Raw genomic sequence first — 24,908 nt, 5'->3', positions numbered from 1 at the left:
AATCCTTTTCGGGCAGGTGTGGGGTCTGTAGGAGCCGGGTCCGGGGCCGGTCAGGTGAAGACGACGGTGCTGGTCCCGTTCATCAGCACCCGGTACTCGCTGTGCCACCGCACGGCGCGCGACAGGGCGAGTGCCTCGGCGTCGCTGCCGACGGTGGCAAGGCGCCGCGGATCATGCGTGTGGTCGATGCGGATGACCTCCTGCTCGATGATCGGGCCTTCGTCGAGATCGGGGGTCACGTAGTGCGCGGTGGCGCCGACGTACTTGACGCCGCGCTGGTGCGCCTGGTGATAGGGCTTGGCGCCCTTGAACCCCGGCAGGAACGAGTGATGGATGTTGATCGCCCGGCCACGCAAGGCCGAACAGGTCTCGTCGGAGATGATCTGCATGTACCGGGCGAGGACGACCAGATCGACGTCGTAGGACGACACCAGGTCGAGCATCGCGTTCTCGGCCGCCGGCTTGGTCTCCGGGGAGACCGGGAGGTGGTGGAACGGAAGGCCGGCCGATTCGGTCATCGGGGCCAGGTCGGTGTGGTTGGAGGCGACCGCGACGAGCTCGCCGCCGAGGGTGCCCGACCGCCAGCGGAAGATCAGGTCGTTGAGGCAATGCCCGAGTCGAGAGACCATCACCAGGATCCGCCGCGGCGTCTGGTCGTTGATCGAGAACTCGGCGCCCAGGCCGCTGGCGAGATGATCGAAGGCTGCCGACAGCTGCTGCGAGCCGGACTCGTGGGCGGACGCGAATTCGGTTCGCACGAACAGGGTGTGGGTCATCGGGTCGTCGTACTGCTGATGGTCGAGCACCTCGCAACCGTGTCTGTAGAGGAACGAGCTGATCGCGTGCGTGACGCCGCTGCGCGACGGGCATCGCAGGGTGAGGGTGAATCGGTGAGACATGGGGTTCCTCTACGGCAGCGGGGAAGGAGCGGGCACGATGGCGTACTCGGTGGCGGCGTCGACGAGCCACGCGGCGAGGTAGTCGGCGTAGGAGTTGCGGACGAGGAGGGCGAATCCGTCGGGAACGCGATGCACGATCACCGCGGCCTGGGCCAGCAGTGTCTGGGCCACGTCGTCGGGCCCGAAGGTCCTCGGCGACAGATCGATCGCGCAACCGTGGGCGAGGATCGTCTCGGCGTGCGGGCCGCCGACGACGAGGCGGGTGCGCTGGCCGGAGGCATCGGCGACATACGCGCCGCCCTGCGCACGGTCGGCCATCGCCGCGGCGAACTCGTGCGGTGCGATGCCGGCCGCGTAGGCGAGATACTCGTCGGGACCCAGCCAGACGACCGTGGTGTCCCCGTCGCGCGTCATTCGGCAGGCGCCGGGCAGGTCGAGCTGCTCCGCCGCGACGGGTTCAGTCGGTCGGATCACCGTCTGCGCCACCGGGGTCGGGCGCAGCAGTACGGCCGGGGCCAGTTCGGCGAGTCGCGCCGACCAGTTCTGCAACGGTGGGACCGGTTCGAGCGCGCCGGTGTCCGGCAGAGAGTGCACGGTGGTGTCAGCCATCGCGTCGGGCTCCTTCCGCGTCGACGAAAACGGTTGTGGTGATCTCGACTTCGCACAGCGTGTCGCCGATGGGGACATCGAGCCGGCTGCCGATGAGGTCGCGACCGCCCTTCACCAGCGCAAGGGCGAACGGGCGGTCCAGCTCGGCGCTGCGATAGCTCGACGTCACGTGCCCCAGCATCGGCACCGGCGGCGGTGGCAGGGTGCGGTCGACGCGGTGGGAGATGATCTGCGAACCCTCGGGGAGCCGGGTGCTGCCGTCGACCGGCAGCAGTCCGACGAGGTGCTTGCGGTCGGGCGCCGTCGCGGATTCACGCGCGAATGATCGCTTGCCGATGAAGTCCGGCTTCTTCTTCGAGACCACCCAGCTCATCCCGAGGTCGTGGGGCGTGACGGTGCCGTCGGTGTCCTGGCCGATGATGGGATAGCCCTTCTCGGCGCGCAGGACGTGCATCGTCTCGGTCCCGTAGGGGGTGATGGCGTGCGGTTCACCGGCGTCGATGAGTGCCTGCCACACCGCTTGGGCATAACCGGCCCCGACGTTCACCTCGTAGGCGAGTTCCCCGGAGAAGCTGATCCGCCCGATCCGCACGGGCACGCCGCGAAAGGTGGTGTCCCGCCACGTCATGAACCCGAACGCATCGTTCGAGACGTCGAGATCGGGGAACACGGTGCCCACCACGTCGCGCGAGCGTGGGCCGACCACCGGGAACGTGGCCACCTGGTCGGTCAGCGAGGTCATCCACACCCGGAGGTCCGGCCATTCGGTCTGATGCCATTCCTCCATCCAGTCGAGGACGGCCGCGGCGTTGCCGGTCGTGGTGTACAGGGTGTAGCGGTCGTCGGCGATCCGCATCGCGGTGCCGTCGTCGAACACCATGCCGTCCGCGCCGCACATGACGCCGTAGCGGACCTTGCCGACTGCGAGGGTGCTCATCATGTTGGTGTAGAGCAGGTCGAGGAAGGCCGGGGCGTCGGGCCCGGCGACATCGATCACGCCGAGGGTGGAGCCGTCGAGGATTCCCACTCCCGTTCGTACGGAGGCGCATTCGCGGAGGGCCGCGTCGTGCATGTTCTCGCCGCCACGCGGGTAGTACCGCGGCCGTTTCCACTGGCCGACGTCCTCGAAGACGGCGCCGCGCTCGACGTGCCAGTCGTGGATCGGGGTCCGCCGCACCGGGTCGTACCGGTCGCCGCGATCACGTCCGGCGAGTGCGGCGAAGGTCACCGGGGTGTATGGAGGACGGAAGGTGGTGGTGCCGGCGTCGTTCACGGGGATGCCGAGCATCTCCGCGACGATGCCGGAGGTGACGATGCCCGAGGTCTTGCCCTGGTCGTGCCCGGTGCCGATGGTGGTGTAGCGCTTGACGTGTTCCACCGATCGCATCCCGGCACCCAGCGCCCGGGCGATGTCGGCGACGGTCGCGTCGCGCTGGAGGTCGACGAACGAGAGTGTGTCGTCGTCGGGACTGCCGGGCACGTACCAGCAGACGGCCGGCGCGGCCGGAATCCGCTCGGTGACGCGCGGGATGGCGCGCAACTCCGGTGGCGCCATACCGAGTCCGGCGAGGGTCGCCACCGCACCGCGTCGACCGTCGGCCAGGCAGTCGCCCAAGGTGGTCGAACCCGCTGCGGCACCGACGATCTCGGTCTTAGACACGGTTCCCGTGGGCAGGAAGGTCGCGGCTCGGTCGTCGAAGGCGATGGTTCCGCGCAGTTGACTCCAGAGGTGTACCGCCGGATTCCAACCGCCACTGACCAGGACGGTGTCGCAGACCAGGGACGAGCCGTCGCTGAGGTCGATCCCGGTGACCGCATCGGTGCCGTGGGCTCGGATCACGGTCGTACCCGCGAGGATCGGGATGCCGCGCAGGCGGGCCTTCTCGCCCAGGTCTGCGCTGACGGCCGGGCGGACGTCGACGACGGCGGGAACCGAGACCCCGGCGTCGACGAGCGTGAAGGCCGCGGTGTAGGCGGAATCGCATGCGGTGAAGACCACGGCCGTCCGGCCGACCCGGACGCCGTAGCGGCTGAGGTAGTCACCGCCGGCGCCGGCCAGCATGACCCCGGGCACGTCGTTGCCGGCGAAGACGATCGGTCGCTCGTGGGCGCCGGTGGCGAGAACGAGACGACGAGCCCGGATACGGTGCACCCGTTGCCGGGAGAGGTGTGCGGAGGCGTCGCTGCCGAGGTGGTCGGTGCGGTGTTGGACGGCCAGGACGAAACCGTCGTCGTAGGCACCGAACGCGGTCGTACGGGTCAGGCGCGTGACGTGCGGGTGCGAATCGAGTTCGGCGACGGCTTCGGCCACCCAGCCGACGCCGGGAGTACGGCCACCGGGTTCGCTGCGCTCGTCGACCAGGAGAACGTGGGCTCCGCCACGGGCGCAATTGAGGGCCGCCATCAGGCCCGCGGCGCCCGCACCGACGACGAGCACGTCCGGATGGTGGTGGAGCGAGTCGTATCGGGCGTCGTCGACGGTGCTGCTCAGCTTTCCCCAGCCCGGTACCCCGTGGGCGACGAGGCCGGGACACAGGGCGACGGTGGTGGCCGGCACCATCGGTTCCACGAACGGGGCGTCGATGCCGACCTGCGCGGTGGCGTCCTCGGCCCAGGCTCCGGTGACGCCGCGCGGGCGCCCGAGGTTGACGCTGGTGGTGACCACCCGCACCCCGTTGGCGAGCAGGGCCGACGCGAGGGTGTCGCCCGCGTAGCCGCGGTAGGTGACCCCGTCGAAGACGAAGTCGATCGGGGTGCTCCGGTCGATACGCCCGCCCGATCCGGTCCGGAAGGGCTGGGCGAGCGGCGTGTCGGGGGCGGAGGTGCTCATCGGGTTGCTCCGGGTTCGGGCGCGGACGGCGTGCCGGCGCGGGATCGCGAGGGCGCCGATTCGCCGGTGAAGGCGTAGGTGAGGGTGTCGCGCCCGACGGTGAACCACTGGCGGCACCCGGTGGTGTGGCACCACCGTTCGGTCATCGACCCCTTGGGATTGGGCCGGAAGAACAAGTAGTGTGCCCACGCGGTGTCGTCGAGGTCGGCGGGTCGCTCGGGATAGGCGACACCGGCCGCGGCACCGTAGTGGAACTCGGCTTCCTCGCGGGGCCCGCAGTGCGGGCAGCGGATCATCTGCATCGTGGTGTCCTCGGCGGTGGCGGGTTCAGTGGGCGACGGCGGCCGCGCCGTGCTCGTCGATGAGGCGGCCGGTGACGAACCGGTCGAGGGTGAACGGTGCGTTGACGGCGTGCGGGCTGCCGGTGGCGATCGTGTGCGCCAGCGCCCAACCGACGCCCGGGGTCGCCTTGAATCCGCCGGTGCCCCAACCACAGTTGAGGTAGAGGTTCTCGTACGGGGTGGCACCGACGACGGGCGAGGCGTCGGGGGTGACGTCGACGATCCCGCCCCATGTCCGCAGGAGGCGGGCCCGCCCGAACACCGGGAACAGCTCCACCGCGGCAGCCATCTGACGCTCGATGATGTGGAAGGCGCCGCGCTGCCCGTATCCGTTGTAGGAGTCGACCCCGGCGCCCATCACCAGCTCACCCTTGTGGGCCTGGGACACGTAGACGTGCACCGCGTTCGACATCACCACGGTCGGGTGGATGGGCTCGAGGAGTTCGGACACCAGGGCCTGCAGCGGGTGACTCTGGATCGGAACCCGGAAACCGAGCTGGTCGGTGAGCGTCGAGGTGTGTCCGGCGGCGCACAGCGCGACGGTGCCCGCAGCGATGCGGCCGCGGGTGGTCTCGACGCCGACCACCCGGTCGCCGTCGGTGACGAACCCGGTGACCTCGCAGTTCTGGATGATGTCGACCCCCGCATCGCTGGCGCTGCGGGCGAAACCCCAGGCGACGTAGTCGTGTTTGGCAATGCCGCCGCGGGGTTGAAAGGTCGCGCCCAGCACCGGATAACGGATGTCGGAGGATGTGTTGACGATCGGGCACACCTCCGCGACCTGCTTGGGATCCAGCCATTCGGCATCGATGCCGTTCAGTCGATTGGCCTCCACCCGCCGGATGCTGTCGCGCACATCCTGTTCGGTGTGGGCGAGGTTCAGCACGCCGCGCTGGCTGAAGAGGATGGGGTATCCGAGCTCGTCCTCGAGACCCTCCCACAGCTTCAGCGAGTGCTCGTAGATCCCGGCGCTCTCGTCCCAGAGATAGTTGGATCGGATCAGGGTGGTGTTGCGCGCCATGTTGCCGCCGGCCAGCCAACCCCGTTCCAGGACGGCGACATCGGTGATGCCGTGGACGCGGGCGAGGTAGTGGGCCGTGGCGAGACCGTGGCCGCCGCCTCCCACGATGACGACATCGTAGGAGGACTTGGGTTCGGGTGCGCGCCAGAGGAACTCGGGGTGGTGGGGGAGGTGGGCGCCCAGGGGCGCCGTGCCCGCGGGACGCGGTGTTTTCTGGCTTGTCATCGTCGGGTCTCCCTCAGAAATCGATCACGACCGGGGACAGGGGTTCGGCGCAGCAGAGCAGGATCTTGCCCTGCGCGATCTCTCGTGGGCGGATACCGCCCTGGTGGTTCATGACCACGTCGCCGGAGACCTTGCGGACCTTGCAGGAACCGCACAGGCCCACACCACACGTCGATGGCAGGGTGACGCCCGCTTTGGCGGCGGCGGCGAGGATCGTGGTGCCGGGACCCACGGTGACCCGCCGGGCGCGTCGGGAGAAAGCGACGACCACGCCGGTGTCGGACTCCGACTCGTCATCGGTGGGCAGGCTGAACCCGAAGCTCTCCTCGTGGATCCGAGCGAGAGCCGAGCCGGCCGACACCAGTGCGCCGCGCACGTCGCTGCGAAAACGCCCGGGGCCGCAGAGAAACACCTCGCGGTCACCGAGGTCGGGGCAGACCCGTTCGAGCATCGCGCGGTCGATGCGCCCGCGGTGTCCGGTCCAGTCGGGGAAGTCGCCGGCGCCCATGCGCGTCGCCGCGAACGCCAGTGTCACGTTCGGATGCCGACGGGCGAGTTCCTCGAGTTCGTCCCGGAATGGGATGTCGTCGACATTGCGCGCACTGTGCACGAAGGCGATGTCGAGCGGGGACTCGCTGTCGGTGACCGATCGGAGCATGGACATCACCGGCGTGATGCCACTCCCGGCCGAGACGAACAGGTACTTCTCGGCCGGACGAGCGGTGTAGGTGAATCGACCCAGCGGTCCGGAGGCGGTGATCATCATGCCTTCGACCATGTTGTCGTGCAACCAGTTCGAGACATGGCCCCCGGTCACGCGCTTCACCGAGATCGACAGGCCCCCCGGCCGGGTCGGGGGTGAGGAGATGCTGTAGCAGCGCTGGACGGGCCGGCCGTCGATCTCCACGGTCATCGCCAGGAACTGACCGGGGGCGAAGACGAAGGTCCGGTGGTCGTCCGGGCCCCCGGCAGCGGAGCGCGACGGCGACCCGCCCGCGACCCGGAAGGTGAACGTCGCCATGTCCCGGGTGGTGTCGGTGCGGGACACGCACTGCAGGAAGATGTTGTCGGCCATGGTCGCTCTCAGGCTCCCGCCGCGCCGGAAGAGCTGTCGGCGGCCGGAATGTCGAGCCGGTGGCGCAGCATCGTGACATACCAGTTGACGAAGGCCTCGACCTGGATCTCCGACGTACTGTAAGGGCCGGGAACGTAAGCGGGATCGCTGATCCCGCTGTGCGCGAGCGCAACGAGGTCGGCGTCCTGCTGATTCGTCGTCTCCCAGACCCCGGTGAGCTGGTCGAGGTCATAGTCGACGCCCTCCACGGCGTCACGATGGACGAGCCAGGTGGTGCGCACCAGGGTCTGATCGGCGGAGACCGGGATGACCGCGAAGAGCACGGCGTGGTCGCTCGTCACGTGCAGCCACATGTTGGGCTGCAGGTGCATCGACAGCCGGCCGAGTCGCGCGTCGGGGATGTCGGTGAGGAGGCGGCCGCAGGCCGCGGAGCCGTCGAGGGTGAACGACTCGCCGGCGAGGTCGAGTGCGTCGCGCTCGATGTGGAATCCGGTTGCGCGCGTGTCGAGTTGGACGACCCGGGTGTGGGGTAGGCCGTGGCGGTCCCAGATCTCGGTCTGTTCCGCGGTGGCGCGGTGGAACCGGTCGAACGCCGGCGCCAGCCGGCTGGGGATGGCGTCGGTGTCGCTGTATCCCCAGGTCGGGAAGAACACGTTGAGGAGTTCCGGATGGCCACCGCAGTGGTAGCACTCGCGGTTGTTCTCCATCGTCAGTTTCCAGTTGCCGTCTTCGACGATGTCGACCTGTTTGGCCACCTTGGCCTCGGCGAGACGGTGCGGCGTCAGATAGGGCTCGACGACGGCGGCGACCTCGTCGATGTCGGCCGGCGGGTCGTCGGCCAGGCAGATGAACACCAGGCCGCCGATCGTGCGGACATGTACCGAGCGCAGCGAGTAACAGGACTTGTCGAAGCCGGGCGCCTGGTCATCGGCGAACTCGAGGCGCCCGTCCATCCCGTAGGTCCACGAGTGGTAGGTGCACACCAGGGTCCCGGTCGATCCGCTGGGCTCGGTGAGCAGGCGGGCCCCTCGATGCCGACACACATTGTGGTGGGCCCGGACCCGGCCGTCGTCGTCTCGGACGACGATGACCGACCGGGTCGAGAAGGTGATGGTGACGTAGTCACCGGGATCGGTGATCTCGGCTTCGGTGGCCACGAAAATCCATGACTGAGAGAAGATCTCGTCGACATCGAGGTCGAAGAACTCCTGGCTCACATAGAACTCCGCCGGCAGGCTCTCGCCTGCGCGGCGGTCGGCGATCAGAGCGCGGGTGCCGGTTTCCGGTGCCCTGGTGGCGGCATGCGCGACGAATGGTGCAGTCATCAGCAGTGCGGGCCTCTCTGCACGGTCGGTGACGGATCTGTCGGGATGGCGGTTACATCGAGATCAACTGCATTGCAGTCGATCTCGAGACAGTCGGACGGCGCGTGGATTCGGCCGGGCCAAGCTGGGGGAGTGTTGATTTGTTGCGTCATACGCAACGACGCGCATGCTATGCAACAAGTGTGAGTCTCGGGTCTTGCGGTGTCAAGCGGGACGTGCGACCGTTTCTCCACGAGCCACACAGGCGTCGAGGGACCGTCGAGAGCCAGGCTCGGCCGCTCTACCCGACAGGGGTCGCATCATGACCGTCTGCGTCTTCGAACTGTTCTCCGTCGGCGTCGGACCGTCGAGTTCGCACACCGTCGGGCCGATGCGTGCCGCCCAGCGATTCGTGGCCGGCCTCGCGCGGACGGGAGACCTCCTCGAGGTGACGCGTCTCGAGGTCGACCTCTACGGATCACTGGCCGCCACCGGAGCGGGACACGGCACGCTGACCGCGGTGCTGCTGGGTCTGGAGGGCCACGAGCCCGAGAGCATCAGCTCCGAGACGAAGGCGGCGCGGATCGCCGACATGGAACGCACCGGGCGAATTCGACTCGGCGGGCTGGTCGAGTTGCCGTTCAGAGCGAACGACATCGGTTGCCATCCGCGGGTCATCCGTCCGCGGCACCCGAACGCGATGGAACTGCGGGCATCCACCCGGGGCGGTGCGCGACTGCCTGCTGAACGGTATTACTCGGTCGGCGGCGGTTTCGTCGTGACCGACGCGAGTCCGACAATCCGTCGGTTGGTACGGACGTACCATTCGGCAACGGCTCCCGACGACGTGACCGTCCGGTTCCTGTTGGCCGCGGGTGCGATCGGCGGGCTCATCAAATCGGGGGCGTCGATCTCGGGTGCCGACGTGGGTTGCCAGGGCGAGGTGGGTTCCGCGGCGGCGATGGCCGCCGGTGCACTGGCCGAGATCCGCTCAGCGTGGTGGAGTGCTGAAGCCGGACGCTAGTCGCCCAGCACCCGCCGCAGGTAGTCGTTGGCGAACACGCGGGACGGGTCGTATCGGTCCCGGACGGAACGGAATTCGTCGAACCGTGGATAGACGCCGCGTAGATACTCGGCGTCTCGGGCGTGCATCTTTCCCCAGTGGGGCCGGCCGCCGAGACCGGTGAGGATGGCTTCGACGTCGGCGAAGTAGGCATCGGAGTCGGCGGGATCGTCGCGGTGATAACGGTGTACGGCGATGTAGCCGCTGGTGCGTCCGGAGGCGGTGGAGAGCATGAGGTCATCGGCCGCGGCGGCGCGGACCTCGATGGGGAAGCTGACGAGGTGGTCGCGCCGGTCGAGGAGGGCGCGGATCTCGCGCAGCGCCTCCGGCACGGCCTCGAGGTCGACGGCGTACTCCATCTCGCGGAACCGGACGTCGCGGTCGGAGACGAAGACCCCGGTGGAGGAGTCGGTGAACTCTCGTGCGGAGAGCGCGCGACCGGTGACCCCGTTGATCGTCGGCACCAAACGCGGCGCGCGCGCACCGATCTCGCACAGCAGACGAAGGGCCTTGTTGCTCAACAGTTCGTCGTCGATGTAGCGCTTGACGCGCGACGGCCCGGTGACCGGGGCGTCGGGACCGACCCGCGTGTTCGTCTTCACCAGAGCGCAATTGGTGTGCGGGAACAGGTAGAACTCGTGGTGGTCGGTGGTCGCGACGCGCTCCTGGAAGGCGGCGATCGCCGCATCGGCCGTCTCGGGACCCTCGACCGCGTGCAGCCGGAACTCGTCGACACAGTCGATGGTCAGTTCCACAACGACTCCGAGCGCGCCGAGGCCGAGTGCGACGGCCTGCATGTCGGCGTCGTCGGCGGTCACGGTGACGATCTCGCCGGAGCCGGTGACGATGGTCGCGCCGACGATCTGGGTGCTGATGCCGCCGAAGGCGAGCCCGGTGCCGTGGGTTCCGGTCGAGGTGGCGCCGGCGATCGTCTGACGATCGACGTCGCCGAGATTGGTCATCGCGAGTCCGAAAGGTGCCAGGATCCCCGGGATCTCGTGCAGGTGTGTGCCGGCGCGCACGGTCACTCGGTGGCCGTCGACCGCGACCAGACCACGCAGGCGCGACAGATCGAGTTGCACGTCGTCGGCCACGGCTATGGGGGAGAAGCTGTGTCCCGCGCCGACGGTCTTCACCGTGCCGCCGCGAGCGGCCGTCTCCCGGACGATGGCGGCGATCTCGGCGGCACTCGCCGGGTGCAGCACCTGGTTCGGCGTGCAGGCCGCGGTGCCGCCCCAGTTGCGCCAGCCGGGCGCCGAACGCGCAGCGGTCCTGCTCACAGGAAGCACCTGCCCTCTCCTCGGTAGGTCGGTACGACCTCATCGACCACCGCGTGCCCGGCGTCGTCGCGGCCGACGATCGCGACCTCGCGCGCTCGTTCGCACACCTCGCCGGACTTGGTGTGCCGGAACCACACCCGACTCCCGACGGCGATCTCGTCCGCGACCGCACCTCGCAGTGGGGTCTGCACCTCGCCGGCGGCCTCGGTACCGACGTAGGTGAGTCCGTGCGGCCACACGGGTGTGGGCAACCGGTCGGCAGCGGGCGGGCCGGACGCGATCCAACCGCCGCCCGCGCAGGTCACGACGCCGGGCGCCGGGCGGCGGACGACGTCGAGACCGAAGGACAGCGCGGGGGCGGGACGGAACCGCGCGTACCCGTCGAACAGATGGCCGCCGAACAGACCGCTGCCCGCGGCGATGTCGGTGACCGAGCGGTCGCGCGCGGTCTCCTCCAGGGAACCGGTGCCGCCTCCGTTGACGAACTCCAGGTCGGCGATCCGGCGCACGTCGTCGATCACCTTGCCGCGGCGACGGCGCAATTCGGCCATCGAATGTCGTTGCATCGCGCGAATGGCCCGGTTGGCCAACGCCTTACCGGGCGCCGCATCGGCCACCCCGGCCACCTGCGCTTCGTAGGACATGACCCCGACGAGATCGAAGCCGGGCCGTGCCACGATGATCCGTGCCAGCTCGAGTGCGTCACGACGGGAGTGCACCGGCGAGCGGCGAACCCCGATGTGCACCCGCCCGCCCAGTAGACGGTATGACGCGTCGAGGTCGATCGCGACGCGGATCGGCGGCCGGGCGGACGGAGGCACGACGGCGTCGATGAGGTCGAGTTGGTCGACGGAATCGACGAGCACACTCACCCGACGGGTCGCGACCTCGTCGGCGGCCAAGGCCGCCAGCGCATCCCGCCGCACACTGGGGTATCCCATCAGCACGTCGTCGATCCCCGAGGTCGTGGCGAGCCAGTGTGCCTCGGCCACGTCGTAGGCGAGCACCCCCGCGAAACCGGCGCGCGCGGTGATGTCGTCGATGACCGAGCGGACACGGACGGATTTCGTGGCCAGGCGGATCGGGACACCCGCCGACCGACGGGTGAGATCGGCGACGTTGTGCTCCAGGGCGGCCCGGTCGAGCGCGAGGACCGGTGCGTCGAGTCCCGCATCGGCGACCGCTTGATCAATTGCCGCCCAATAGGATTCGGGATCACTCAGCCACGGCGCGGGCGTCGGCGTCACCGGTGCCGCGTCGGGCGCCTCACCCGAAGCTGACATGGGTCATGAGCTGATCGGTGATCGAGCGGATGATCGCGTCGACGACCTTGTCGTCGGCGGTGCTGAGGTAGACGAGGGTGATCGAGTTCGTCGCCGCGATGATCAGCGGACCGAGGTCCTCGACCGGCGTGGTCCACTCCATGGGCGTCAGGTGGGCCATCGACCGCAGCCCGGCCGAGGCCACCCGGTAGAGCTGCTCGTACATGTGCTTGCCGACCTGCTGCAGCTCCGGGTGATTGTGCGCATAGATGCCGAGCGCGATGGTCGCCTGCATCCGGCCGGGATCGGCTTTGAGCAGGTCGTAGAACGCGTGGAACTGGCTCACCATGCTCGACCGCATCGTCTCCACGCCCGGCTCGGGTCCGTAGTCGGCGGCGGGCAGCACCGCGTGCAGCATGCGCTCGATGTCGGTGGGGACCGCCGTCTCCATGACCGCGCACAACAGTGCGGTGCGACTCTCGAAGGCATAGTGGAAACGTGCGAGCGGCATGCCGGCGTGGGCGCAGATGCGACGCGTGGTCGCGCCCTCGACCCCATGGTCGGCGATCACACGGTACGCCGATTCGAGAAGCGCGCTTCGACGTTGGTCGACGGACATCCGTGCCACTGCGGTATCTTCCTGACCACATGCGCCGGCGCATGCTCGGGTGGACAATATCGCCGCAGCCTATCAGTGCCGGTGAGGCGCACAATGCCGTTCACCCGGAAGAAATCGCAGATCACACCGGGGACACTCGGGAGGCGTGCACCGCACGGCGCGACCGCCGTCTGCCCGGGGTGACGCCACCGAACGCACTACTGTGTGAACGTGACCTCCACGACCGGTAGAAAAGGCACCAACGACCTGCGCCGCGACGTCCTCGCGCGTGCGGGTTCGGCGGGAGTGGCGGTGGCCGACGCCGTCGTGGCGCGGCTCGCCGCCGAGGGACTCGGTCCCGCCCGCGCGCTGGGCGCCTCCCGCGACCAGGTAGCGCCGCACGTGCGGCGGAGCCCGCATCTGCGGAACGGCGCCTTCGTCAACCCGGAACCCCCGTCGATCGCCGATCCGAGCCTGCAGGTCCTCACCGACATGGCCCGGCGGCCCGGCCGGCCGCGCCGACCGGTCATGGTGACGGTCCCACGCTTCGAGGCCCCCGGCGACCTCGCCGTCACCTGGCTCGGCCACGCCACCGCCGTCGTCGACATCGACGGCGCGCGGGTCATCACCGATCCGGTCCTCAGCCGCCGCTGCTCGCCCAGCCAACTCGTCGGGCCCGGACGCATGCACTCCGCCCCACTGGCGCCGCCACAGTTGCCGCCACTCGACGTCGTCCTGATCAGTCACGATCACTACGACCATCTCGACATGGACACCGTCGTCACGATCGCCGACACCCAGCCCGACGCGGTGTTCGTCACGACGATCGGGGTCGGCGCGCACCTGGCCTCCTGGGGGATCGCGGAAGATCGCATCCGGCAGGCGGATTGGTGGGATGAGGTGGTGGTGCCGACCGGCGCGGGCGAGCTGCGGTTCACCTGCGGTCCGGCGCGACACTTCTCGGGGCGGTGGCTGGAGCGGAATCTCACCCAGTGGGGCAGCTGGGCGATCACCGGACGGGAGCACAAGGTCTTCTTCTCCGGGGACACCGGCCACAGCGAGCGCTTCGCCGATGTCGGCGACCGACTCGGCCCGTTCGACCTCACCCTCATCGCCGTCGGAGCCTACGACGTGATGTGGCCGGACATCCACGTGAACCCCGAGGAGGCCCTGTCGATCCACCGGATGGTCTCGCCCGGTACGGGATCCGACTCGGTCTTCATCCCGATCCACTGGGGCACGTTCAATCTCGCGCGCCATCCCTGGGGGGAGCCCATCGCGCGGTTGCAGGCGGACGCCGGGCCGGACAAGCCGACGATCCTGGTGCCGCAACCGGGCGGTTCGATCGACCTGATGACGCGGACCGGTAGCGGTGTGGCACAACCCAATTGGTGGGAGGCTTCGGCGTGAGCTCGCCGACCGAGATCGCGGACGCCGGCCTGACCGCGGCCGAGGTGGCGCAGCGGGTCGCGGCCGGCCAGGTCAACGCGCTGCCCGACCGGTCCGGCCGCAGTGTGGCCGACATCGTCCGCGCGAATGTCTTCACCCGGATCAACGCGATTCTCGGGGTGCTGTTCGCGATCGTGGTGTTCACCGGATCGCTCATCAACGGCCTGTTCGGACTGCTGATCATCGCCAATTCCGGGATCGGCATCATCCAGGAGGTCCGGGCCAAGCGGACGCTCGACAAGCTCGCGATCGTCGGCCAGACCCGACCTCGAGTCCGGCGCGACGGCGAGGTCACCGAGGTACCGCCGGACGAGGTGGTGCTCGACGACATCATCGAGATCGGTGCCGGCGATCAGATCGTCGTCGACGGCGAGGTCGTCGAGGCCATCGCACTCGACGTCGACGAGTCACTGCTCACCGGCGAGGCCGACCCGATCGACAAGGACCCGGGAGACGCGGTGCTGTCGGGCAGCTTCGTGGTCGCCGGCGGTGGCGCGTACCGCGCCACCAAGGTCGGCGCCGATGCCTACGCGGCCCAGCTCGCGGCCGAGGCGTCGAAGTTCACGCTGGTCTCCTCCGAGTTGCGCTCCGGCATCGATCAGATCCTGCGGGTGATCACCTGGTTGCTGATCCCGGCCGGTGTCCTGACCATCGTCAACCAACTCTTCGTCAGCGACAACGGGTTGCGGCGGTCCCTGCTCGGCATGGTCGCCGCGCTGGTGCCGATGGTGCCCGAGGGGCTCGTCCTGATGACCTCGATCGCCTTCGCGGTGGGTGTGGTGCGGCTCGGTCAGCGGCAGTGTCTGGTGAACGAACTCCCGGCCATCGAAGGGCTCGCGCGCGTCAATGTGGTCTGTGCGGACAAGACCGGCACCCTGACGGAGAACGGGATGCGGCTGGCCGAGGTGCGTTCCCTCGGGACGGTGCCCGCCGAGACCGCGGGACAGGTGCTGGCCGCGCTCGCCGCCCACGATCCGCGGCCCAACGCCAGCATGATCGCGATCGCCGAGGCACATCCGATCCCACCCGACTGGTCGGTGGCGGCCATCAAACCGTTCACCTCGGCCACCAAGTGGAGCGGGATGTCGTTCCGCGGGAGCGGGTCCGGCCCGACCGCCGGCACCGACGACGGTCACTGGCTCATCGGTGCGCCCGACGTCCTGCTGGACCCGGAGGGCGAGACGGCCCGCCTCGCCTCCGACATCGGCGCCGCCGGACTCCGCGTGCTGCTGCTGGCCTGCACCGACGTGCCCGTGGACACCGAACCCGCGCCGGGTCGCGTCGCACCGGGGACCGTCTCCCCGGTCGCCCTCGTGGTCCTCGAACAGCGGGTCCGGCCCGATGCGCGCGACACGATCGACTACTTCGGACAGCAGCACGTCGCGGTGAAGGTCATCTCCGGGGACAACGCCCGGTCGGTGGGGGCGGTCGCCGCGTCGCTCGGGCTCGGATCGGCAGAGTCCTCGGTCGACGCGCGCGAGTTGCCCTCAGAAACAGGCGAACTCGCCGACGTCGTCGAACGGGGCGTCACGTTCGGGCGGGTCCGGCCGGATCAGAAGCGGGCCATGGTGAAGGCGCTGCAATCGCGGGACAACACCGTCGCGATGACCGGCGACGGCGTCAACGACGTCCTCGCGCTCAAGGACGCCGACATCGGCGTGGCGATGGGCTCGGGCAGCTCCGCCGCCCGGTCGGTGGCGCAGATCGTGTTGCTGGACAACAAGTTCGCGACCCTGCCGTATGTGGTGGGCGAAGGTCGGCGTGTGATCGGCAACATCGAACGCGTCTCCAACCTGTTCCTCACCAAGACCGTGTACGCGGTGTTGCTCGCACTGTTCGTCGGCGTCGGCGGACTCCTCGGCGCACTGTTCGGGTCCGACCCGCTCAGCTATCCGTTCCAGCCGATCCACGTGACCATCTCGGCCTGGTTCACCATCGGCATCCCGGCGTTCGTCCTGTCGCTGGCCCCCAACAACGAGCGGGCCCGGCGTGGTTTCGTACGGCGGGTGCTGCTCAGCGCCGTGCCCAACGGCATCATCGTCGGCCTGTGCACCTTCGTGACCTACGTGATCGTCAACCCCGGCGGCGCCGGCGTCGAGGTGGGTGGTGACGCCGTCGAACTCTCGCAGCCTCAGACGCAGGCCGCCACCGCGGCGCTGATGACGCTGATCGCGATCGCGGTCTACGTCCTCGCCGTGGTCGCCCGTCCGTACAACTGGTGGAAGGCGGTGCTCCTCGCGGTCTCCGCCGCCGCATACGTGCTGATCTTCGCGTGGCCGTTCACCCAGGACCTGTTCCGGCTCGACTCGTCGAACTGGGGGATGAACACGGTGGCCCTGCTCTCGGCGGCGGTCGGCATCGCGTGTGTCGAGGTCGTCTCGCGGGTGGCGCCCCGATGGGTCGCCACGCATGACAACGATCAGCACGGGGACGAAGCGCAGGTCAGCGGGGTGCTCACGTCCGACCGATAGAATCTGCGGCAAGTGGCCGGAAGGTGTCCGGCACGTCGATCAGAGGAGACGTCATGGATCTCAAGGGACTCGTCAACAAGGCCAGGGCCACGCTGCAGAAGAATCCGAGCCTGATCGAGAAGGGCGGCGACGCCATCGACAAGGTCACCAAGAACAAGTACTCGGGTCAGGTGGACAAGGCGCAGGACGCCGTGCGCAAGGCCGTCGGCGCGCCGGGACAGGGAAACCCGGGACAGACTCCGCCGACCAATCCCACCAACCCCGGGGAGCCGCTACCGGGTCAGCAGAGCCCGCAGCCCCAGAATCCCCGGCCGCAGAACCCCCAGCAGCCGCAGCACCCGCAGCGGTAGTCCGAGTAGTTTTCAGAGCTGCGCCCGCGGATGTCGGCGATACGCCGACACCGTGGGATCGGCGTCGATCCAGAACCGCCACGCCAGGTCGGCAGCGCGGCGGACCCCGACCCGAGGCCCCGCGACGACGCGTTCCCCCGGACGCGGTGCCCCGGGGTCGAGGGTGACCGGGGTCGACGGGTCGGCGAGATCGGTGTCGAGGTCGGCCATCGTGAGCCCGAGGGCACGGCACAGGTTGCCCGGCCCGCTGGCGAGCTTCGCGTCGGGGACCGGCCCCGAGCGCGTCGCACCGCGCCGGGCGCGTGCGAGGTCGACGCCGTCGACCACCGCGCCCGCGCGCAGCAACACCGCAGCAGCGGGTCCCGGCCCGGCGACGACGACGTTCGCGCAATGGTGGCCGTGGATGCGATAGACGTACAACCGTCCCGGGGGCCCGTACATGATCTCCGAGCGGGCGGTTCGGGTGTAGGCATGCGACGCCGGGTCGTCGGGACCGGCGTACGCCTCGACCTCGGTCAGCCGGATCGTCACCCCGTGCCCGGTCACCCGCGAGCCCAGCAGCGAACGTGCCTGTTCGGCGGCGGAGGCGGGGGCACTACTCTCTTGGGTCATGGCGAAGACGAGTGACTCCATCGGCGTTGATCTGTCACCGGAAGATACCTGGGCCGCGGCATCGGATCTCTCGCGGTACAGCGAATGGCTGGTGATCCACGAGACGTGGCGCAGCCCGATCCCGGCGTCCGCCGACCTTCGCAAGGGCACCGAGGTCTCCTCGATCGTGCGGGTCAAAGGCACCCGCGTCCGCTTCGACTGGGTGGTCGAGAAGTTCGAGCCGGTCTCGCACGTCCGCCTCAAGGGCAACGGCAAAGGCGGGGTCAAGGCGAAGCTGGATCTGGGCATCGCTCCCACTTCCAGCGGATCGGAAGTAACCTTCACTGTTGATCTGGGTGGGCTGCCGCTGATCGGGCCCGTGGGTAAGACCGCGGCCATGGCGGTGTCGGGGGATCTGCGTAAGTCGCTGCTGAAATTCCGCGAGGTGTTCGGCTGAGCCACGCGTGAACACGCGGGCCGCGACCGCCGATGCGTCGATGCGTCGTGCGGCGACCACGCGAGAGGCGGGTCTGCAGACCGCCGCCGTACGAGGGGAACGGGAAAAGAACAATGGGGCGTCACAGCTCCGGCGCCGATCGCGCCGGAAACGAGTGGAACGGGAACGACCGGTCGGGTGGGGCGGTTCCGCCACGCGCCCAGACTTCATCGGACAGAGGCAGGTCGAACGATGCCCGGTCGGGAAGCGATGACGACTTCGGCTTCGAGCACCGCAACACCGATGGGGGCCGCCGCGGGGGATGGCTGTGGGCGGGTGCGGTCCTGCTGGTCGTCGTAGCCCTGGTGACCGGCGTCATCATTTGGCAGACGGGTGCGGGTGGCTGCGGGGACCGGACCCGGGTCGCCGTCGCGTCGGACTCGGCGATGACCGGTCCGCTGCGCGAGGTGGCGCGGCAGGCGTCCGCGGACTCGTGTTTCGACTACGACGTGCAGACGGCCGCGGGTGCGGATGTGCCCGGCCTGCTCACCCAGGGTGCAGCGGCTCCGGACCTCTGGGTCGCGGACTCGCAGGTGCAGGCTCGCCGGGTGACGACCCAGGTGCGTCGTGACCTCGATATGGTGTCGCCGTCGATCGCGTCGACCCCGACCGTCGTCGCCGGCACCGACGTACCCGAGCTGGGCACCTGGGTCGAGGTCATGAAGTTGCCTGATCTGCGAACCGGCAGCCCGGTGGACACCAGCACCGGCGACGCCCCGATCATCGGTGCTCTCGCCGCGGTCGACTCCGGCGAGCTCGCCGACGAGGACTTCACCGAGGCGATGACCATCCTCGCCATCCAGCAGAACAATGCGCGCCTGGCCAACGACAACGAGGGCACGCGTCTGAACCTGGCCAACACCTCGGGCGTCCCGGTGGTCACCACCGAGCAACAGTTCGATCTGTTCATGCGCACGCACCAGGGTTCGCAGTTGACGTCGACGATCCCCGCGGCGGGCACGGTCATGCTCGACTATCCGCTGGTCAACACGGCTCCCGCGGCGCGCCAGCAGGCGGCCGCCGACGCCGGGGCGGCCCTCGTCACCGCGCTGAACACCGATGCCGGTCGCGCAGCGCTGGCCGACTCGGGATACCGCGACACCGACGGAAACGGTGTCGGTCAGCCGGTCAAGGAACTGGAGCTGCGCGACCCGTCGTCCGTCGACAAGGCATTGCGGCAGTGGCAGGTACTTGGTGTGCCGATCCGCTCGCTGGTCGTCCAGGACACCTCCGGCTCGATGGAGACACCGGCCGGCGGCACCACCCGGGCGGACCTGCTCATCGACGCCTCCCAGACCGGACTCAAGCTCTTCCCCAACAACACGATGATCGGCGGCTGGGCGTTCAGCGTGAACAAGGGCGGGCCCGGACAGGACTGGGAGGAGCTCGCCCCGATCCGCCGCCTCGATGCCCGCTCGGGGAGCGGTACGCATCGGGACGCGCTCGGCCGGGCCGTCGAAGAGGGGTTGTCGGACCTCGGGGGCGGGACGGGTCTCTACGACACGACCCTCGCGGCATTCAAGAAGGTGCAGGACACCTACGACCCGAACTACTCCAACAGCGTCATCATCATGACCGACGGTCAGAACGAGGACCCGGACAGCATCACGCTCGACAATCTGCTCGCCGAACTGAAGCGCCTGGAGGATCCGGCACGACCGGTGCTGGTGCTGACGATCGGTATCTCCGACGATGCCGACTCCGATGCGCTGAAGCAGATCGCCGAGGCCACGGGTGGCACCACCTACGTCGCGGAGAACGCGGCCGACATCCGCACCGTCTTCGTCGACGCCATCCAGGCGAGGGTCGCAGCCGCGGGACGCTGAGACCGTTCGGAACGCGCCGCGGCCGTCGCCGGGACCAATGGCCGCGCAATCGGCACAATTGGTGCATGACGCACACCCCAGAGCCAACCGAGACCCTCGACCCGAGCACGATCGCCGAACCGGGCCCCGGTTCTTCGCGCCCGTCCCGCAGCCCGCGGGGATCGTCCGTCCTCGCCCGCACCGGCGGGGTGGTCGCGGCGATGGCGGTGGTCGGACTCGTGGCGGGCGCATGCTCGTCCGAGGACTCCGGGTCGGACGACTCGGCCACCGGCACGACGACCGGCGCCGCGACGGGCAGCTCCGCTGCCACCGAGGCCGCCGACGCGGGCTCCGGCGAGTACGAGGACGGCGAGTACACGGCGCGCGGTGAGTACATCTCGCCGGGTGGTCCGCAGAGCGTCGGGGTCACCGTCACGTTGTCGAACTCGGTCATCACCGCCGTGTCGGTGGACACCAGCCAGACCAAGGGCCCGTCGCTCGAGTACCAGGGCAAGTTCGCCGGCGGCATCTCCGACGTCGTGGTGGGCAAGAACATCGACGAGATCGAGGTCGACAAGGTGTCCGGCTCGTCGCTCACCTCCGGCGGTTTCAACGAGGCGATCGAACAGATCAAACAGGAGGCGCAGGCCTGACCTCCGTCGGCACCGCGCACCACTGGGCGTTCGATGCGATCGGCACCCGGTGGACGATCAGCACCCCGGAAACACTTCCCGCCGATGTCGTCGACGCGGTGAACACCGAGATCGACCGGATCGACCGGGCCTGGTCACGGTTCCGGGACGATTCGACGGTCGCGCAGATGGCCAGAGAGGCGGGGCGATACCCGATCGCCGACTCCGACCAACCGCTGGTCGACTGGTACCGCCGTCTGTACGGCCTCACCGGCGGCGCGGTGTCGCCGTTGGTGGGGCGCACGCTCGCCGAGGCCGGTTACGACGCGGCGTACACGCTCCGCGCGTCGGCGCGGGTGCCGACGGCGCCGGCCTGGGAGGCGGTGATCGGTGAGCACGTCGGTGCGCTGGAGATTCGCGAACCGGCTCTGCTCGACGTGGGCGCAGCCGGAAAGGGATTCGCGGTCGACCGGGTGGCGGAGATCGTCGGCGGCCACGTCGACGACTTCGTGGTCGACGCAGGTGGGGACATGGTGATATCGCCGCGTTCCCGCGGACTGCGGGTGGCGCTGGAGCATCCGCTGGACACGACGAAGGCGATCGGCGTCGTGTCCGTTGCCGGCGGCGCGGTCTGCGCCTCGGCGAGCAATCGGCGGGTGTGGGCCGACTGGCACCACATCGTCGATCCGCGTACCGCCTCGCCCGCGCGGGAGGTGCTGGCGACCTGGGTGATCGCGCCGTCGGCGATGGAGGCCGACGGCCTGGCGACGGCGCTGTTCTTCACGCCTGCGGCGTTCCTGCGCGGCGATTTTGACCATCACCGTGAGGGATTTCATCACGTGACCATCCGACGCAACGGGAGCGTCGAACACACCGCCATCCCCGGATTGGAGTTGTTCCTGTGACAACGCTTCTGCCGCAGCTGCTCTCGCCGATCGACGCGGCCCGGCGGCACCTGACCCCGTATCGGGCGGTGCTCTGCGGGCTGGTGGTGCTGGCCGCAGTCGCTTTCGTCGTCTCGGCGACCGATGCCGACTTCGGTTACGGTCCGGACGAATTGGCGGTGTGGCTGGTCGTCGCGGTCGGGGTCAGCGGGGTCGTGAGCTACGTCTGCGCCGGCGTGCTGCGGGTGCCGCCGAACTCGGATTCGTGGCTGATCACGGGACTGATCCTGTTCTTCGTCCTGCCCGGCGGCTCGGAGGACACCGCCGTCGCCACCGTCGCGGTGGGCGCCGCCATCGCCGCGGCGTCGAAATATGTTCTCGCATGGCGTCGTCGGCTGATCGTCAATCCCGCGGTCACGGGTGCGGTCGGTTGTTACGCGCTGGCATACGCCGGTGTCGAGGGCATCAGCTTCCCGTTCTGGTGGGTGGCCGCCGATCCGCTGTTCGTCCCGATGGTCGTGATCGGTGCGGTGGTCGTGACGTTGATCCGCGAGTGGCGACTGGCCCTGGTGTTCATCGGCGCCTCCCTTGTCACGATCGGGGTCGTCGAACTGGTACGCGGCGGCCAGGATCTGTCCACATGGGTGGTGTCGAGTCCGATGCTGTTCGTGGCGGCGATCATGCTGCCCGAGCCGCTGACGTCGCCGGCCACCGAGCTGCACCGACTGTTGTACGCGGCGTTGGTCGGTGTGCTCATGCACTGCCAGTACACGATTGCGATCACCGACGCGTACACGTTGGCGTTCGTGCCCGAGGTGGCGTTGCTCGTCGGATGCCTGTACGCGTTCCTCGTCCGACTGGTGTCGGGCACTGCGCGCCGGGTGCCGCTCGACGTCGTCACCGTCCCGGTTGCCGACCGAACCTACGCGGTGCGCGGTGAACCGGTCGGTGGCGCAGCGGTGTTCCGGGCGGGGCAGTGGTCGAGTGTCAGTGTGCCGCGGTGGTCGGCGCCGGTGTGGTCGGGTTCGCGGCGGGTCTTCTCGTTCGTGTCCGCGCCTCGGCAGCAACCGGTGGAGTTCGGCTTCAGCGTCGCCGCGGCGCCGTCGACCTACAAGGCAGCGCTGGTCGACGGCAGCGTACGCCGGGTCTACGTCGACGAGATCGGAGGGGACTTCGTGCTGCCGCGGTCGTTTCCGGCGACCGGATCGGTGGTGTTGATCGCCTCCGGGATCGGGATCACTCCGTTCGTGGCGATGGTGCGGGAGCTGGTGCAGTCGGGCCACGATCTCTCCGGCCTGACCATCGCGCACGTGCTGCGAGATCAGGGGCGCGCCGTATACGCCGATGACCTGGAGAGCGCCCGGGCCGCGAACGCGCGCATTGCGGCCGTCGAGGCACCGGAACTAGCCGACGGGATCGACGATCCCGCCCGGCTCGCCGAACTCATCGGGCCCAGCGCTGCCGGCGCCCACTACTACGTGTCAGGTACGCCTGCGTTCGTCGAACGGACGTCGGCGGCGGTCCGCCGCCTCGACGGTACGCGGCGGTCCCGGCCGTGGCGTGTCCACACCGACTCGTTCTCCGGATACTGACCGCGTCTGATGGAGTTCGAATACCACTGCGAGATGGTCATATTCGTCGTCTCGCCGAAGCATGCCTACTTCGGTAGGCCGAAAGACGGCCCGGCCGACGAGGTCGAGACGCGCACCCCCGAATCGGTGGAGATCGTCGCCGACAAGGGGATTCGTGGTGATCGCTTCTACGGAATCCGGGCCCACACCGAGGCGGCCGTGACGTTTCTGGCGCTCGAAGCATGGATGGCGGCGGCGGCTGACGCCGATCCTGTTCTGGCCCGCCGCAACGTCGTCGTGCGCGGTGTCGAGCTCGATCCCTTGCGGGGACGGGAGTTCGAGCTGGACACCGGGTCGGGTCCGATCCGGTTCCGCGGCGGACGCCCTGCTCATCCGTGTTCGTGGATGGACACCGTTGCCGGGGACGGGGTGCGCAAAGCCCTGATCGGACGTGGTGGACTTCGGACGCAACCGCTGACGTCGGGGACGCTGAGCGTCGGTCCCGCGGTCTTGCGCACCGACGTCGAACTCGACGCCGCCCGCGCCGCCGACCAGGTGCGGCGGGCGCAGCCGATGTAGCTAGGGGCGACGATGGTCTGCCCCGCGGACTCCGTTCCCCTCTACATGTTGAGGGGAACGGAGCCGACTGCTATGTCTCTGTGGAGTTGTCAAGGGACGGATGCGGTCCCGGGGTGTGGCCCGGGTTCGGAAGGTGCTACGCGAAAGTGTGTGTCGGACGGCCGGTCAGGCGGCGTCGTCGAGTCGCATGGTGCGGCGGTTGTAGGCCGGTAGCGGTCGGCGGTGCGGGTCGATATTGGCGGGCGGGACGAGCCACGGGTGGCGGTCGAAACCCATGACAATGTCCCAGCCGTGATGGTGGACCTGGGTGTGGCAGCGTTGGCAGAGCAGGCAGCCGTTGTCGAGGTCGGTGGGTCCACCCTCGGCCCACGACTTGATGTGATGCACCTGCGTATGGGACGGCGGTGCACCACATTTGACGCAGCACGCGTCGCGGACGATGATCGCTTTGCGTAGGTGTGACGGATACAACCGGCGGGTGTGACCCATCTGTAGTGGTACGCCCTCACTATCGAGGATGATCTCCGTGAGCGAGCCGTCGCACGAGACCTGTTTCGCGGTGGCATGGCTGACCGATCCGGTCCACGGCAGCGTTGCGAGGTCTCCGGTCGCGGGGATGGTCAGCATCAATTGAGTGCGCGGGGAACCAACGGTATCGAGGGTAGCGCCGATCGCGGCTTGGTCGAGGATCAACTCGAAGGCGTCGGCGCGGCGTTGCTCGGCGGTGCGTCGATCTTCGGCGCCGTCGGGTTCGGGCCTGGGGCACGAGCGCTCATCGATCATCGTCAGGAACTTCTCGCCGACCACCTGGGTGAGCTCGGCGCGGACTTCGACGCGGCCGTCGTCGGTGGTGTGTGCGTTGACCGAGTTCAAGCTTGCATCGTCCGACGCTCGGATTCCTGCGCCACAAGCATCGGCGAGAGCGTTGCCGATGACGTGAGCATGCTTGAGCACCTCAGTCGGTGTTGCACCGGATAGTGCTTGGGCGATGAGTTCGAGCTCAAACCGCGAGCGCTCGTCGCCGGAAAGCGCCTCACCACAACGTCTATCGAGCTCGTTCATGCCGCGGACGATGGCATCGACGACCTCGCCGGACAGCCGCCCATCGGCGGTATGACGCGCCAAAGCGGGCAGGTTGGGCAGCGCGTCGACACTCCGCATGGTGCGGAGGGCGGAGGCCGGCGCATGTCCAGACTCGATCAGCAGCTTCTTGGTGGTGCTACCGGTCTTCTGTGCGACTCCGAGGGCGTCGAGTTGCGCTGCGTGCGCGGCGATCTGGTGGTCTGCGAGGTTGCGGATCAGGCGCCACGTGTCGAGGGCGTCGAATGTTGCTCTGCCCGTTGGGTCGTCGGTGGGTGGGGTGGTTCCGATGAGTTGATCGAGGAGAGTGGCTAGCTCTGGCATGACTCCAAGGTACAGGAACATTCGTTCGATTTCGAGGGTTTTCCACAAGCCGAGAACCGCGAATTCGTCCGCTGTGCAGTGTTTTTGGTTGACAGTGCGTCGATTCGCGTTGACTGTCGGGACTATCTCGCGTATCTGCCCGAATTGTGACCGACAGACTTCAACTCGA

At 68.8% G+C, this 24,908-nt stretch carries 22 protein-coding genes; 10 read left to right on the top strand and 12 right to left on the bottom strand.

Features of this window, described 5'->3' with window-relative positions; translation table 11 throughout:
- Positions 1-50: 50 nt before the first annotated feature.
- From purU to B1818_RS17180, 7 genes are read right to left on the bottom strand one after another with little or no spacing between them, the layout of a single operon-like run.
- A complete protein-coding gene (gene purU / locus B1818_RS17210) occupies positions 51-899 on the bottom strand; it encodes a formyltetrahydrofolate deformylase (protein WP_078113438.1) in 849 nt (282 codons plus the stop codon).
- 9 nt (positions 900-908) lie between these two features.
- A complete protein-coding gene (locus B1818_RS17205) occupies positions 909-1,508 on the bottom strand; it encodes a sarcosine oxidase subunit gamma (protein ID WP_078113437.1) in 600 nt (199 codons plus the stop codon).
- On the bottom strand, positions 1,501-4,338 hold the full coding sequence (locus B1818_RS17200; protein ID WP_078113436.1) for a 2Fe-2S iron-sulfur cluster-binding protein: 2,838 nt from the start codon (positions 4,336-4,338) through the stop codon (positions 1,501-1,503). Before B1818_RS17200 ends, B1818_RS17205 begins: the two co-directional genes overlap by 8 nt.
- On the bottom strand, positions 4,335-4,640 hold the full coding sequence (locus tag B1818_RS17195) for a sarcosine oxidase subunit delta (RefSeq protein WP_078113435.1): 306 nt from the start codon (positions 4,638-4,640) through the stop codon (positions 4,335-4,337). The genes B1818_RS17200 and B1818_RS17195 overlap by 4 nt, the downstream gene beginning before the upstream one ends.
- Positions 4,641-4,665: 25 nt before the next feature.
- A complete protein-coding gene (locus tag B1818_RS17190) occupies positions 4,666-5,925 on the bottom strand; it encodes a sarcosine oxidase subunit beta family protein (protein ID WP_078113434.1) in 1,260 nt (419 codons plus the stop codon).
- 13 nt (positions 5,926-5,938) lie between these two features.
- Positions 5,939-7,000: a hybrid-cluster NAD(P)-dependent oxidoreductase gene (locus tag B1818_RS17185; RefSeq protein WP_078113433.1), complete on the bottom strand. Its 1,062-nt coding sequence runs from the start codon at positions 6,998-7,000 to the stop codon at positions 5,939-5,941.
- A gap of 8 nt (positions 7,001-7,008) precedes the next feature.
- Positions 7,009-8,325 (bottom strand): aromatic ring-hydroxylating dioxygenase subunit alpha, encoded by a 1,317-nt coding sequence (locus B1818_RS17180; RefSeq protein WP_078113432.1) that lies wholly within the window; start codon positions 8,323-8,325, stop codon positions 7,009-7,011.
- Between the two features lie 301 nt (positions 8,326-8,626).
- On the opposite strand from B1818_RS17180, the gene B1818_RS17175 reads away from it, so the two are divergent.
- Positions 8,627-9,328 carry a serine dehydratase beta chain gene (locus B1818_RS17175; protein WP_249146025.1) on the top strand — a complete coding sequence of 234 codons (702 nt, stop codon included), beginning with the start codon at positions 8,627-8,629 and terminating at the stop codon, positions 9,326-9,328.
- Here B1818_RS17175 and B1818_RS17170 read toward each other — a convergent pair.
- From B1818_RS17170 to B1818_RS17160, 3 genes are read right to left on the bottom strand one after another with little or no spacing between them, the layout of a single operon-like run.
- Positions 9,325-10,656: a D-arabinono-1,4-lactone oxidase gene (locus tag B1818_RS17170; protein WP_078113430.1), complete on the bottom strand. Its 1,332-nt coding sequence runs from the start codon at positions 10,654-10,656 to the stop codon at positions 9,325-9,327. The two genes, B1818_RS17175 and B1818_RS17170, sit on opposite strands and share 4 nt — an antisense overlap.
- A complete protein-coding gene (locus B1818_RS17165) occupies positions 10,644-11,930 on the bottom strand; it encodes an alanine racemase (protein ID WP_078113429.1) in 1,287 nt (428 codons plus the stop codon). Before B1818_RS17165 ends, B1818_RS17170 begins: the two co-directional genes overlap by 13 nt.
- A complete protein-coding gene (locus tag B1818_RS17160) occupies positions 11,914-12,537 on the bottom strand; it encodes a TetR/AcrR family transcriptional regulator (RefSeq protein WP_058251576.1) in 624 nt (207 codons plus the stop codon). Before B1818_RS17160 ends, B1818_RS17165 begins: the two co-directional genes overlap by 17 nt.
- Before the next feature lie 195 nt (positions 12,538-12,732).
- Between B1818_RS17160 and B1818_RS17155 the strand changes: the two genes are divergently transcribed.
- From B1818_RS17155 to B1818_RS17145, 3 genes are read left to right on the top strand one after another with little or no spacing between them, the layout of a single operon-like run.
- On the top strand, positions 12,733-13,917 hold the full coding sequence (locus B1818_RS17155; protein WP_058251575.1) for an MBL fold metallo-hydrolase: 1,185 nt from the start codon (positions 12,733-12,735) through the stop codon (positions 13,915-13,917).
- Positions 13,914-16,427: an HAD-IC family P-type ATPase gene (locus tag B1818_RS17150; RefSeq protein WP_058251683.1), complete on the top strand. Its 2,514-nt coding sequence runs from the start codon at positions 13,914-13,916 to the stop codon at positions 16,425-16,427. The genes B1818_RS17155 and B1818_RS17150 overlap by 4 nt, the downstream gene beginning before the upstream one ends.
- A gap of 53 nt (positions 16,428-16,480) precedes the next feature.
- Positions 16,481-16,777: an antitoxin gene (locus B1818_RS17145; protein ID WP_058251574.1), complete on the top strand. Its 297-nt coding sequence runs from the start codon at positions 16,481-16,483 to the stop codon at positions 16,775-16,777.
- 12 nt (positions 16,778-16,789) lie between these two features.
- Here the strand turns inward: B1818_RS17145 and B1818_RS17140 are convergent, their stop codons facing one another.
- Positions 16,790-17,410 (bottom strand): DNA-3-methyladenine glycosylase, encoded by a 621-nt coding sequence (locus B1818_RS17140; RefSeq protein WP_058251682.1) that lies wholly within the window; start codon positions 17,408-17,410, stop codon positions 16,790-16,792.
- On the opposite strand from B1818_RS17140, the gene B1818_RS17135 reads away from it, so the two are divergent.
- The 6 genes from B1818_RS17135 to B1818_RS17110 all read left to right on the top strand — a co-directional run bounded on the left by B1818_RS17135 (position 17,388) and on the right by B1818_RS17110 (position 23,335).
- Positions 17,388-17,825: an SRPBCC family protein gene (locus B1818_RS17135; protein WP_058251681.1), complete on the top strand. Its 438-nt coding sequence runs from the start codon at positions 17,388-17,390 to the stop codon at positions 17,823-17,825. The genes B1818_RS17140 and B1818_RS17135 overlap by 23 nt on opposite strands.
- A 113-nt stretch (positions 17,826-17,938) precedes the next feature.
- Positions 17,939-19,690 carry a substrate-binding domain-containing protein gene (locus tag B1818_RS17130; RefSeq protein WP_058251573.1) on the top strand — a complete coding sequence of 584 codons (1,752 nt, stop codon included), beginning with the start codon at positions 17,939-17,941 and terminating at the stop codon, positions 19,688-19,690.
- Between the two features lie 65 nt (positions 19,691-19,755).
- On the top strand, positions 19,756-20,322 hold the full coding sequence (locus tag B1818_RS17125; protein ID WP_139114203.1) for an FMN-binding protein: 567 nt from the start codon (positions 19,756-19,758) through the stop codon (positions 20,320-20,322).
- Positions 20,323-20,360: 38 nt separating this feature from the next.
- Positions 20,361-21,206 carry an FAD:protein FMN transferase gene (locus tag B1818_RS17120; RefSeq protein ID WP_078113428.1) on the top strand — a complete coding sequence of 282 codons (846 nt, stop codon included), beginning with the start codon at positions 20,361-20,363 and terminating at the stop codon, positions 21,204-21,206.
- Positions 21,203-22,777 carry an FAD-dependent oxidoreductase gene (locus tag B1818_RS17115; protein WP_078113427.1) on the top strand — a complete coding sequence of 525 codons (1,575 nt, stop codon included), beginning with the start codon at positions 21,203-21,205 and terminating at the stop codon, positions 22,775-22,777. The genes B1818_RS17120 and B1818_RS17115 overlap by 4 nt, the downstream gene beginning before the upstream one ends.
- Before the next feature lie 9 nt (positions 22,778-22,786).
- The gene (locus tag B1818_RS17110; protein WP_078113425.1) at positions 22,787-23,335 is read left to right on the top strand and encodes a molybdenum cofactor biosysynthesis protein; all 549 of its coding nucleotides are present in this window, start codon (positions 22,787-22,789) and stop codon (positions 23,333-23,335) included.
- A gap of 165 nt (positions 23,336-23,500) precedes the next feature.
- Here B1818_RS17110 and B1818_RS17105 read toward each other — a convergent pair whose 3' ends face one another.
- Positions 23,501-24,760, bottom strand: coding sequence for an HNH endonuclease signature motif containing protein (locus B1818_RS17105; protein ID WP_078113424.1), 1,260 nt, complete (start codon positions 24,758-24,760; stop codon positions 23,501-23,503).
- Positions 24,761-24,908: the final 148 nt, after the last annotated feature.

The organism is Gordonia sp. IITR100 (genome assembly GCF_002009645.1).
In the GTDB taxonomy this organism is placed as follows: Bacteria; Actinomycetota; Actinomycetes; order Mycobacteriales; family Mycobacteriaceae; genus Gordonia; species Gordonia hongkongensis.
Note: the sequence above shows the minus strand (reverse complement) of the source record. Positions and strands in the feature narration are given on the sequence as shown.